The sequence below is a fragment of the Xanthomarina sp. F2636L genome, assembly GCF_026410195.1.
Lineage (GTDB): Bacteria > Bacteroidota > Bacteroidia > Flavobacteriales > Flavobacteriaceae > Xanthomarina.
This window is the reverse complement of sequence record NZ_JAPMLM010000065.1, coordinates 19,503-31,845: the sequence shown is the minus strand read 5'-3', so window position 1 is coordinate 31,845 and position 12,343 is coordinate 19,503. Positions and strand designations below refer to the sequence as shown.

The following is a 12,343-nucleotide window of genomic DNA, read 5'->3' as shown; positions in this document are numbered from 1 at the left end:
TATTAAATTAATCCTCATGGTCCTCAGGTAAAATAGAGGCATTGGTTTTAGCTTGTTCGGTTTTAATTTTACTCAATTCTTCTTGAGCTTGAGTCACCACTTCGTTAAATTCTTTAAAATTATCTATTACACTTTCTAGAATATAAGTGGCTTGAAAAGCATCATCCAATTGGTAAAAATTCTTTGCCATAAGCACCAAACCTTTTGCACTAAAATATTTATAACTAGAATAATCTTTAGCTAAACGCTGAACAGTTTCGTTGGAACCTTCATAATTACCTGCTTTATTTTTAAAATAGGCATTATAATACAAAGCTTCTGCAGCAGCTTCTCCTGTGGCCGTTTTTTCAACTTCAGTATAAGCCGTTTTTGCGCGCTCCTCGTTTTTGGTTTTAATAGCAGATCTTGCAATAATTAAATGAGCATCGCTTTTAATTTTTGCATCAACGACCCCTTGATTCAGAACTTTTTCAGCGTAATCAACTGCTTCATCATATTTATTTAACTGGTAGTTGGCTTTCATTAAATTGGATTGCGCAAAAATGACGTTTTGTGGAAAACTCGCTTCTTGTTCCAACCGTTTTAATACTGGAATAGATTGAATCCAATCTTTCTTTTCCAGGTAAATTTGCGATACTTTAGATAAAGATTCCTCTGTAAATTCACTTGGAGTAGCATCTGCTACATATTGATAATGTGGTGCAGCATTTTCCTTTAATTCTTTTTTATCATACAATTGTGCTAGATAAAAATGGGCTTTCAAGCTGTGTAACCCTTTTGGAAACTGACTTAAATAACTATTGAATTGCTTGATAGCATCGTCGGTTTTATTGTCAATGTATTTCTTTTCGGCAGATTCGTATGTGGTATTATCCAAATCGGCATCCGTAACTTCTACATAATCTAAGGTTCTTACCCAAGTGGCATAATCGTTAACACGGCCTAAATCGATATAAATTAATCGCGCAGTAGCTACTGCTTGATTGGCTTCTGGTGTTCCTGGATAATCTTTGGCAACTTCTTTAAAAGTATTTAAGGCTTGTTCGTTATCACTTTTATTATAATGAATCAAACCTTGACGCAACATAGATCTTGGCACAAAGGTGCTCATTCTATAATCAGCCTGAAGTCTGGAATATATTTTTAAAGCTTTAACATCTTCGTTGGCTTTAACGTAAGAATTCCCTAGTTCGAACATGGCATCATCACGCAAGGTCGATTTAGGATATTTTTGAAGAAAGGCTTCTAATTCGGTTATTTTTTTAGAAGCTTTCCCTTCGTAACCATAGCTTATTGCTTGCTGAAAAAACGCATAATCTGCATCAATTTTATTGATTTTTATGGCTTCATCATAGGCTTGAATTGCCTCGCCATACTGACTTGAAACAAAATGTGCATCTCCAAGACGTAAATACGCATCGTTTAAGCGGATGAGGTCATCTTTCTGATTTGAGATAAACTGTTTGTAATTTAAGATGGCATGAGTATAGTTTTTCTGCTTAAAATATGTGTAAGCCAGATTGTAATTAATGTTTTTATTTTCTGGTGTTTCAGAAGCATTTGCTTGTTGCTGAAATTGCTTAAACCCAATTAAAGCATCTCCATAATTTGTAAGCACATAGTTTGTTTCTGCTTTCCAGAAAGTAGCCCTGGTTGTAAATTTAGCTTCTCTTGGTTCTTTCAAGGAATTTGAGAACATCTCTAAAGCTTCTTGGTATTTGGCTTCATTATAAAGTTCCAAACCTCTGTAAAATGCCACTTTTTGATAAGCTACTTTATTTTCAAAGCTATTTTTTCCTTTTAATAATTGTAAAGCTTCCTGATAATTTTTTGAAGTAATATATGAGTCTATTAAAAGTGTTTCTATTTCCTCTTTATAGGCGGTATTTGGGTATTTGGTTAAATAACTGGTTAAAACTTGTGGTGTAGCTTGATATGGATTACCAATCTCATAACTAATTTTAGCATAATTTAACCAAGCGTCTTCCTGAATTTTTAAGTCGAAATCCATTTGAGATGCATTTCTAAATGCATTTAATGCTTCTTGTTTTTTACCTGATTCCACATAACTTTCACCTAAATGATAATAGGCATTTTGAGCTACAGCATTTTTTCCATCTACAATTTTATTGAACTCCGAAATTGCACCTTCAAAATTACTTTCTTTGTAATATGCATATCCTAATTGGTAGTAATCTGTATTATTCCATTTGCCTTGTTTACCTTTATATTCGGTTAAATATGGAATGGCTTCAGCATATTTTTCAAGGTTGAAATTACTTTCACCTATAATCTTGTTAAGTTCAGACACTTCATTTCTATCGCTATTTGGCAATTGTTCTTTTGCCAATTTGATAGCTTCTTCAAATTTCCCTAATTTAAAATTTAAATCTGCTTGATAGTAGGACAATTTTTCTCTGTATTTTTCATTGTCACTAACCTGATCGAAATACTGATTGGCTTGGTTGTAGTCGTCAGTTTCATAAGCCATGAACCCAATATAATATTTGGCTTGTGACCCATATTTCTGTGAATTTTCTATACGCATTAGATATTTTCTCGCATCTTTAAAGTTTTTGGTTGAGAAAGCAACATATCCATTATTAAAATTAAACTTTTCGCGTTCGTTTCTAGCCAAAGAGTTTTCATCAACCTTATCGTACCATTTTTTAGCATAAGCATATTTTCCGTTTTTAAAGTAGTATTCTGCCACATCTACATAAGCCGTATTTCGTTTGGTACTTGTAGGATAATTTTTTACAAAGCTTTCCATTAATTGGTCGGCATTTAGCTGGTTTAAACGTATAGCACAATTGGCTATATAGAAGGCACAATCCGATTGTAATACATCAGTTTCGGCTGTTTTTTTAATTTGTGCAAATAAGGCTTGAGCAGCAGCATATTGCTGATTATCGTATAAAGTCAATGCTTTTTGATAATCTGCCAAGTGATTGGTATAGATGGCAGACTCCTGACTAAAAGCAATTAAATTAAAGCTAAAAGCAATAAAAAAAATTAGAATTTTATGGATACTCATAGAGGCGTTTTTTCAATTAAAATCAAAGATAATTCAATCTTAATTTTATAACGTTAGAATTATGTTATAATTATAAACAGACTTGTAAATAATGATTTTTAATTTACTTTTACATTTTTATTAAACTCTTAATCAACCAATGGATTTAAGCGAATTCTCTGCACATATCAAAAACCAACAATACACTAGACACCCATGGGAGCAGGCTCGACTAGAATTTGTATATAAATTGATAAACAAGCATACGTCTAAACGCACAAATCCCGTATTTTTAGATATAGGATCTGGAGACACATTTGTTGCAGAAAATCTATTAAAAAAAATACCTGCTAGCACCTTTTATTGTGTAGATACAGCATTTACCGAAGAGCATATACAATACTACTCTAAAAAATTTAGCCATATAAACATTCAGGTATTTAATTCTTTAGAGACAGCTTTAGTTCATTTAAAATCTGACATCGATTTTGTTTTAGCTTTGGATGTCATGGAACATGTTGCTAACGATTTGGATTTCTTAAAGGATATTACACATAGTGACAAGGTTACTAAAAAAACTCAAATTATATTGACTGTTCCAGCCTTTCAAAGTTTATTTAGTCATCATGATGTTATATTAGGCCATTACAGACGGTATACAAACAACACTTTAAAACAGGTAGCTAATAAAGCTGGTTTAGAGATAATTTCTATAGGTTACTTTTTTATCTCTCTGTTAATTCCAAGGACATTAATTAAGCTAAAAGAAAAGATTATAAGTCCCAGAAGTAAAAAAACATCTGTAGCAGAATGGCATCGTGGAACATTTGTAACCAGCATCTATAAAAACATACTTATATTTGACTTTAGAATAAGCTTTTTTTTAGAAAAAATTCATTTAAAACCTATAGGTTTATCTAATTATATGGTATGCAAAAAATCTGTGTAATTATTCCTTGTTACAACGAAGGATTGCGATTTAATATCGAAGCGTATAACCAGTTTTTGAATACACATCAAGAACTAGATATGTGCTTTGTAAACGATGGAAGCTCTGATAATACTCTTGACCTTTTAAACCAGTTACAAACACGCTTTAATACGGTTTCTGTGATGAATCTTGAAAAAAATGTTGGAAAAGCTGAGGCTATTCGCTATGCTGTTTTAAGTATAAGTGCAGAAAATTATAAGTATTTAGGGTATTTAGATGCCGATTTATCTACTTCATTAGATGAAATGCTGCGTATATCTACTTTCACCTCTGAATCTGCAAAATTTATTCTTGGCTCGAGAATTAAAACTTTAAATACGTCTATAAAAAGAAATCCTTTACGCCATATTCTAGGTAGAGCACTTGCAACTATAGTTAATACTTTAATATTGAAATTACCAATCTACGACACACAATGTGGTGCTAAAATAATAAAAACATCGCTGGCCAAGGATATTTTTAAACAACCTTTTGTTAGTAAATGGCTATTTGATATAGAACTTCTTTTAAGAATCAACAAGTTAAAAGGTTCGCAATTTTGCAAACAATACATTCTTGAAGTTCCCTTGAAAAAATGGCACGACAACGGAAACACCAGAATCACTTTTACAGATTTTATATTTATTCCAATAGATTTGTTGAAAATATATTTTCAATACCAAAAATAAAAATGCTAAATAAAATACATACATATCTTGTAAAATACCCGCTTTTCATTTTACTTTGTTATGGTATCTTTTTAAGATTATTAGTATTTATTTTCTATCATGATGTAACTATCTACCCTGATTCTGAAGACTATACCAATCTAGCAGATTATCTTTTAAACTTTAGTTTAGTAAACTACACAGGAGAACGAACTCCAGGGCTTCCGTTTTTAATAGCATTGGTTGGAGGCAACATTTATTTAACTGCCTTTATTCAAAACCTATTAGGTCTTTTAAGTTTAATTTTGATTTTTGATTTTAGTAAAACAAAAACACAAAATGTACTCACAGCTTTCTGGATAGGTATTATTACAACCTCTTTTTTACATGTTGTGTTTTATGAATTTGCCATTTTAACAGAAACCCTCACCTTATTTTTTCTATTGTTGTCGTTCTGGTATATACAAAAATTCAGACTTTTAGAAGCTCAAAAACCTTTAAAGCACTATCTTATTTTATCTGTTATTTTAAGTTGCTTATATCTTGTAAGGCCCATGTTTATTTATGTTCCTATTGGTTTTTCACTTTTTTATATGGTGAAAAATTTTAACAAAAAAATAAAAACAGTACTGCTAAACACTATTATTATTTCTTTTTTGCCTCTACTTACCTTTTACGCCTGGTGTTCCTTAAACGAAAAAAATATCGGTCAATTTACTAGTTCTTATTACATAGGAATAAATCTAGCCCAGGTAGCTACACCTTTTTTTGATAAAGCAGCAGATAAACACCAATTAATAAGGGATGTTTTTGTAAAGCACAGAAATTATATAGAAAAAAATTTACCAGAAAAAGAATATCCTATGACTGCCTGGTATGCTCATGATGAACTCATTGAGAAAACGGGATTAAGCAGACAGGAACTCATAAATGAGCTTGGAAACATTTCTAAGGAATTAATAAAATCTCATCCAATTTTATACGCGAAACAAGTCTTAGTGTCTTTTAATGATTTTTGGTTTACCACATCTATTTTATGGAATGTTGAAAAATTTCAAGACATCTATGTTAGTAAGGCCTGTATAGGTTTATGGAATTATATACAAAGTTATTTACTCATTTTAATAAATATATTTTTTCTTTTATTTTCTATAAAAAAATTACTTCAGTTTTTTATATCCAAAGGTAAAATGTTCGACTTAGATTTATTGATAGTTGCCATTGTCCTTTCTGGAGCTTTGGCTCAAGCTTTAGTAGTTTATGGTTCAAATTCTAGATTTTCCTTTCCCTTTTTCCCTTTAATTGTTTACTTTGTGATTGTAAATATAATGACCCTAAAAAACAACTATGCAAAACGTACTTTATCTTAAAGATGCTTCTATATTTCAAGGTGAAAACTTGGTGCTATCAGACATTAATATTGAAATAAACAAAGGCGAATTTGTTTATTTAATAGGAAAAACTGGAACTGGAAAAAGTAGTTTTATGAAAACTCTTTATGGCGATTTACCTTTAACTAAAGGTGAAGGCTGCATTGTAGATTTTAATTTAAGAACGCTGAAGGAAAAAGACATTCCTTTTTTAAGGCGAAAATTAGGCGTTGTTTTTCAAGATTTCAAATTACTTACGGATAGAACTATCAACGAAAATCTGTTATTTGTTTTAAAAGCTACTGGCTGGAAAAATAAAAGCGACATGAATTCACGTGTAGAGGAAGTATTAAGTAAAGTTGATATGAAAACTAAAGGATTTAAATATCCTCATGAACTTTCTGGTGGAGAACAACAACGTGTGGCTATTGCTAGAGCGTTGTTAAACGATCCTGAACTCATTCTAGCCGATGAGCCAACAGGGAACTTAGATCCTCAAACTAGTATTGAAGTTATGGAAGTTTTACAGGAAATTAATAAAAATGGAAATACCATTTTAATGGCAACACACGATTATGCTTTATTACTAAAATACCCTAGTAAAACTCTTAAATGCGACGAAAACCAAGTTTTTGAAGTGGTGCAACGCAATAAAACAACTACTTAGTTTTTATCTTAAAAACTCATCAATTAATAAAGTACATTTTTTAGCACCTTGGGCATTTAAATGATCAGCATCTTGAAAGTCGTTTAACTTAAAATAAGAGTTTCTTAGAAAGTTTAAACCTCTCACGTTGGGATTATTTTTGATTATTGCTTCGCAAGTAGCTTGAATTTTTTGTAGTTTTTCAGGATTTAAATAATTTAAATAATTTTGGGAAACTGGCATATTTACTAAAAGGACCTCAATATCTCTTTCTTTACACAAATCAATTATGCTTTGAATTCTTTCAGTATTCAACCTGAAATCCATAGAGCTATCTTCGTGTTTTTTTGCTACCACTTTAGCTAAATACTCCATTTCTGAAGTATCTAGTGTTGAAAGATACGTATTTCCCCACCCCTTAACATCGCAACCAATTAACGTGCCTTCTTTTTTAAAATCTTTATATGTATGCCAGGTTTTGTTTAACTTTCGTGCTAAAGCTAGACTGTACTTTTTGGGATTGTACCAAGAAATTAATGGAACTTCTAAATCCATTTGAGCACTGTAAAAATATTTTCTCCAAATATCCTCCTGTGTATTATCTGCCTGACTTAATGTGGTATATTCTACAGACAAAATAAGATGTTTTAATTTAGGCAAATGATTGATATGTTTTTCAATCAACAATTTATCGAAATAAATAGTCTGACTTACATTAGACAAATTATAAGCATTTAAAGAAAGCCATTCTGGGTTGATTCCATAAAAAGTATGCGAATCTCCCAATATAAGTACCTCGGCATCATCATTAAAATTCGAAATCTGCTCATGCTTAAACGTATAGTTATTTGGAACGGTTCTGTAAAATACTTCAGCTAAAGTCCAAACCACAAAAATTGGAATTAAAAAAAGACAGATATGTGTTAGTAATTTCTTCATTAAAACTGAAAATATATAAACGGTTGTGTATCGCCGGCAAAATAAAATATAATAAACACCAAGCAATAATATACACCTATTCTTAAAGGTTTAGATTTTATAAAATCAATTTCTAATATGTGTTTTTTATCTCTTTGAAGCCATTCGAAAACCATATAAACAATTAAAAATAAAACCAAACCTCTTGAAACTGTTGGAAAAGAAAACAAGGATTTAGAAAACATACTTCCCAGATACATAAAAGCATGAGAGACATTATCTGCTCTAAAAAACACCCAAGCCACAAGAACTATTAAAAAAGTACTTCCTATTTGAAAAATGGTTTTAACACTTGGAAGCAATTTGCCTTTATCTGCTATATCCTTATTATTTTTGTGAGGTTTTTGAAAAATAAGAGGCAAGAAAAATAGTGCATGGATAAATCCCCAAATAATAAAGGTCCAATTGGCACCGTGCCAAAAACCACTTAAAAGAAAAACCACAAAAATATTGCGTATCCATTTCGCTTTGGACACTTGGTTACCTCCAAGGGGAATATACACATAGTCACGAAACCAAGTACTCAATGAGATATGCCATCGTCGCCAAAATTCTCCTAAGTTTCTTGACAAATAAGGCGAATTAAAATTCTGCATTAAATCAAAACCAAGCAATCTAGCGGAGCCAATAGCGATATCTGAATAACCAGAAAAATCGCCATAAATTTGAAAAGCAAAAAAGAAAGCACCAAAAAACAAAGTACTACCATTATATTCGGCATGATGCGTAAAAATTTCATTTACAGCTATTGCACAGTTATCGGCAATAACCATTTTTTTGAAAAGTCCAAGTAAAATTAATCGTAAACCGTCTATACTTTTAGCATAATCAAATAGTCTTTTCCTTTCAAATTGCGGCAACAAATTTGAAGCTCTTTCTATTGGTCCAGCCACTAATTGTGGAAAGAAACTAACAAAAGCAAAAAAGGATAAGATGTTATTAGTTGGTTCCATTCGTTTTCTATAGACATCTATAGTATAACTTAAGGTTTGAAAAGTGTAGAAGCTTATCCCAACTGGTAATAAAATATTTAAAGAACTGGACTCTAAAGATCTTCCAAAGAGTAAAAATACGTCTTGAAAAGACTCTAAAAAAAAGTTATAATATTTAAAAAAGCCAAGCACTCCTAGATTTGCGACAAGACTCATTACTAAAAGAACTTTTCGTTTTAATTTTTGTTCCGTTTTGGCTAATGAAAGTCCAACTAAATAATCTACCAAAGAACTTAAGAAAATTAGTCCTAAAAATCGCCAATCCCAACAAGCATAGAAGAAATAACTAACAAAAAGTAAAAATAGGTTTTGGACTTTGATATTCTTTTTGAAAACAAACCAATACAACAAAAAGACAATTGGCATAAAAATGGCAAAATCTATAGTATTAAATAGCATTGGTTGTAGTTAGAAGTTGATTGTAAATCTAATAATCTGTTTTTAGTTATAAAAACGAATAAGCAATTAGATGTAAATATATGCTTTTTGATTTATGGAAGGCACATTCATTTAATAGCTATTAATTAAAAATGCAACAGTAACACAAGTTCAACTAATGATTTAATTTTATGAAATTTGTGTCAATATTGATTAGATTTGAACAATTGAACAACATTCATGTTATCCATTTTAATTCCAACATATCATTACAATGCTTTTCCTTTAGCTGTAGAGCTTGAGAGGCAAGCGCTAAAGACAAATATAGCTTTTGAACTTATTTGTGTAGATGATGGTTCTTTTTCAGATTTAAACATTGAAAATCAGAAAATTAATAACTTATCAAATTGTAAATTTATTGAAGCCAAAAAAAATATTGGTAGAACGGCAAGCAGACTATTTCTAGCAAAACAAGCACAATACAACTGGTTGTTATTTATAGATGCAGATGTATTACCAAAAAATTCAAATTTTTTAAGCAAATATCTTAAAGAAATTAAAGGTAATCACGAGGCTATTTTTGGTGGTTTTGCTTATCAAGAAGCTTCTTATGCTAAAAACAAAACTTTGCGTTTTACTTTTGGAAAACAACGAGAAGAAGTTGATGCTGCCATTAGAAATCAAAATCCTTATAAGGTGATTATTTCGGCCAATGTTCTAATAAAAAAGTCTATTTATCAAGAACTGATAAAAAATAACACCGACAATAGTTATGGGATGGATTATTTATTAGGAGCCTTGTTAAAAAAAAGGCAAATTAAAATTTGGCATATAAACAATGAAGTCTACCATTTTGGTTTAGATGAAAATTCTGAGTTTTTAAAAAAAACAGAAGGTGCCATGCTTACTTTAAAAAACTTACATGAATCTAAACAAGTAACCAACAACGACATTAGCTTATTAAAAGCTTATGGATTTTTAAAATTGTTTTATTTACAGCATCTCTTTGGAAAGGTTATGCTAATGTTTGATTTAAAAATAAAGACGAATCTAACACAAGAGAATCCGAATTTATTATTATTCGATTTATATAGATTAGGTTATTTTTGTAGGATACATAATTAGTATGAAACCATTTTTCTCCATAATAATCCCTTTATACAATAAAGAAAAGCACATTAAAAATTCTTTAGACAGTGTTCTTGACCAAAGCTGTTCAAATTTTGAAGTTATTGTGATTAATGATGGCTCAACAGATAACAGTTTAGATATAGTAGATACTATTATAGATGAAAGAATAAAAGTGTATTCTATTAAAAATTCTGGCGTATCTACAGCTAGGAATTATGGTATAAAAAAAGCACAAGCTGATTATGTGGCTTTTTTAGATGCAGATGATTTTTGGGAACACAATTTTCTTGAACATATAAATAGGTTAATTCGAAATTATCCAAAAGAACATATTTTTGCTACTGCTTTAAAAATAAAAACAAATAAAAACAGCTATTTTGCTTCCTATAAAAATTTAGATTTAAGTCCAAATCAAGTACAAATACTTAACTATTTTAAATTTAGTATAGACCATTCTATTTTACATTGCTCTAGTTCTGTTTTAAGTAAAAAAGCCATAGAAAAAGTTGGTGAGTTTAATGAAAATCTAAATACTGGTGAAGACACAGAATATTGGATAAGGGTTGGATTAAAATATCAAGTAGTATTTTTAAATACACCATTAGCAACTCATTTAGTTGTAGATGATGGATTAACTAAGTCTAATAGAAAAAAGTTTACATCGATTAATTTTTCAAATTATGACAACAATTCTAACCAGTCTGATTATTTTAAATACTATATAAATAAAAACAAATTTTCTTCAGCCATTAAATATAAGCTAGTAGGTGATACCTTTAATTTTCAGAAGCTAAAAAATGAAATAGACATTAAAAAGCTAAATTTTAAACAAAAACTACTTCTTAATTCTCCATTATTTATAACCAAACTGATTATTAATAGCTACAATTTAATAAGCTTTAAAAAGAACTATTTTTAGCTTTTAAAACTTAGAAATTTCTTATAACTTCTTATGTAGTCTGCTTCGTCAAACTCTTCAGATGCCAAAACCAAACAAACAGAACCTGAAGAAAAATTTTCCAATTCACGCCATATGCCTTTAGGTATTAACAAACCTTTATTAGGCTTATTTAATGTAATAGTTGTTTTTTCTTTTCCATCGTCTAGAACCACATCAAAACTACCACTTAAAGCGATTAAAAACTGATATAGGTTTTTATGTGCATGACCACCTCGATAGGCATCACTAGGCACATCGTACAAATAATACACTCGTTTAACAGAAAAAGGGATACAATCTTTTTCTATGACAGATAGGTTACCTCTACCCTTTTTATCTTCAATTTTAGGAATTTCAATTAATTCTAATTGAGCTATCATTGATTTTTTACTCTCCATGTACCATGCTTTTGTAGGTATTAATACTTTGTTTTGCCACCTTTAATTTATGTGGCACATTATTTAGCTTGATATATTTCCTATTAACTAACGAAAAAATAAGCTTGCATACATAAATCCATCCCAAAACACCATGATATTTATAAAACAAGGCACTTCTTGCAAACATATATCTATCTGAAGTCACATCGTCACTTGAACTTAATGGTTCGTGCACAACAATAAATTCAGGTGAAAAATACGCATTTATCTGTTTATTTTTTAAAACTTCCTCTAAAAATAATCTGTTTTCGCAATCCTGAAAAACACTTCCCAAACCAAAATTCTCATCAAAAAACAACTTATTCTCAATGATAATTTCTTTTTTAAAAGAAATTTCAATAGAAAGCACTTTTCTATAGAAACTCTCTAATCCAATTATTTTTTCTGGATATTTACTATAAGGCTTATTATTGGGTGTTAAAGTTTTAAAGGTAATAACACCTGCACCAGGCAATTCCTTATAACTCTTAAGGATCTGTTTTTCAAAATTTTTCAGATAGATTACATCATCATCTGACAGCAAACATATATCTCCAATGGCATGTTGTATGGCCAAGTTTCTACTTCGGCTCAAACCTGTTTCAAAAGAATTAATAACACGAATGTTTGGTTTATCAGATTCTAGTAACATATTTTCACTGGTCTGATTTATTATCAACACCTGATAATTTTCCAAAACATTGTTTTTAAACATGTTATTAATAAAATCCAATGAGTTTCTATTGGTTGTAGCCACAAGAATTTCTAAAGGAATTTTTGTTTTTTCTGAAATGTTCATTGAAACGAGTATCTTTGGACAACAAAGGTATCAAAA

At 30.2% G+C, this 12,343-nt stretch carries 11 protein-coding genes; 6 read left to right on the top strand and 5 right to left on the bottom strand.

Annotation, left to right across the window (positions count from 1 at the left end):
* Positions 1-7 precede the first annotated feature (7 nt).
* The gene (locus tag OS191_RS06850) at positions 8-3,037 is read right to left on the bottom strand and encodes a tetratricopeptide repeat protein (RefSeq protein WP_267154980.1); all 3,030 of its coding nucleotides are present in this window, start codon (positions 3,035-3,037) and stop codon (positions 8-10) included.
* A gap of 139 nt (positions 3,038-3,176) precedes the next feature.
* Here OS191_RS06850 and OS191_RS06845 point away from each other — a divergent pair, with 139 nt between their 5' ends.
* From OS191_RS06845 to OS191_RS06830, 4 genes are read left to right on the top strand one after another with little or no spacing between them, the layout of a single operon-like run.
* Positions 3,177-3,965 carry a methyltransferase domain-containing protein gene (locus OS191_RS06845; RefSeq protein WP_267154979.1) on the top strand — a complete coding sequence of 263 codons (789 nt, stop codon included), beginning with the start codon at positions 3,177-3,179 and terminating at the stop codon, positions 3,963-3,965.
* Positions 3,947-4,675 (top strand): glycosyltransferase, encoded by a 729-nt coding sequence (locus tag OS191_RS06840; RefSeq protein WP_267154978.1) that lies wholly within the window; start codon positions 3,947-3,949, stop codon positions 4,673-4,675. Before OS191_RS06845 ends, OS191_RS06840 begins: the two co-directional genes overlap by 19 nt.
* 2 nt (positions 4,676-4,677) lie before the next feature.
* Entirely contained in the window at positions 4,678-6,024 is a 1,347-nt protein-coding gene (locus OS191_RS06835) for a hypothetical protein (RefSeq protein WP_267154977.1), read from the top strand.
* Positions 6,002-6,691, top strand: coding sequence for a cell division ATP-binding protein FtsE (locus OS191_RS06830; RefSeq protein WP_267154976.1), 690 nt, complete (start codon positions 6,002-6,004; stop codon positions 6,689-6,691). The genes OS191_RS06835 and OS191_RS06830 overlap by 23 nt, the downstream gene beginning before the upstream one ends.
* A gap of 3 nt (positions 6,692-6,694) precedes the next feature.
* Here the strand turns inward: OS191_RS06830 and OS191_RS06825 are convergent, their stop codons facing one another.
* Positions 6,695-7,609 (bottom strand): hypothetical protein, encoded by a 915-nt coding sequence (locus tag OS191_RS06825; RefSeq protein ID WP_267154975.1) that lies wholly within the window; start codon positions 7,607-7,609, stop codon positions 6,695-6,697.
* The gene (locus tag OS191_RS06820; RefSeq protein WP_267154974.1) at positions 7,609-9,039 is read right to left on the bottom strand and encodes an MBOAT family O-acyltransferase; all 1,431 of its coding nucleotides are present in this window, start codon (positions 9,037-9,039) and stop codon (positions 7,609-7,611) included. Before OS191_RS06820 ends, OS191_RS06825 begins: the two co-directional genes overlap by 1 nt.
* 219 nt (positions 9,040-9,258) lie before the next feature.
* Between OS191_RS06820 and OS191_RS06815 the strand changes: the two genes are divergently transcribed.
* Both OS191_RS06815 and OS191_RS06810 read left to right on the top strand, forming a co-directional pair.
* Positions 9,259-10,143, top strand: coding sequence for a glycosyltransferase family 2 protein (locus OS191_RS06815; protein WP_267154973.1), 885 nt, complete (start codon positions 9,259-9,261; stop codon positions 10,141-10,143).
* Position 10,144: 1 nt separating this feature from the next.
* Positions 10,145-11,068, top strand: coding sequence for a glycosyltransferase family 2 protein (locus OS191_RS06810; RefSeq protein WP_267154972.1), 924 nt, complete (start codon positions 10,145-10,147; stop codon positions 11,066-11,068).
* On the opposite strand, the gene OS191_RS06805 is transcribed toward OS191_RS06810, so the two are convergent.
* Together OS191_RS06805 and OS191_RS06800 are read right to left on the bottom strand one after the other, a co-directional pair.
* On the bottom strand, positions 11,065-11,487 hold the full coding sequence (locus OS191_RS06805; protein ID WP_267154971.1) for a sugar 3,4-ketoisomerase: 423 nt from the start codon (positions 11,485-11,487) through the stop codon (positions 11,065-11,067). The two genes, OS191_RS06810 and OS191_RS06805, sit on opposite strands and share 4 nt — an antisense overlap.
* Complete coding sequence (locus OS191_RS06800; RefSeq protein ID WP_267154970.1) at positions 11,477-12,307, bottom strand: glycosyltransferase family 2 protein; 831 nt, start codon at positions 12,305-12,307, stop codon at positions 11,477-11,479. The genes OS191_RS06805 and OS191_RS06800 overlap by 11 nt, the downstream gene beginning before the upstream one ends.
* Between the last annotated feature and the right edge of the window lie 36 nt (positions 12,308-12,343).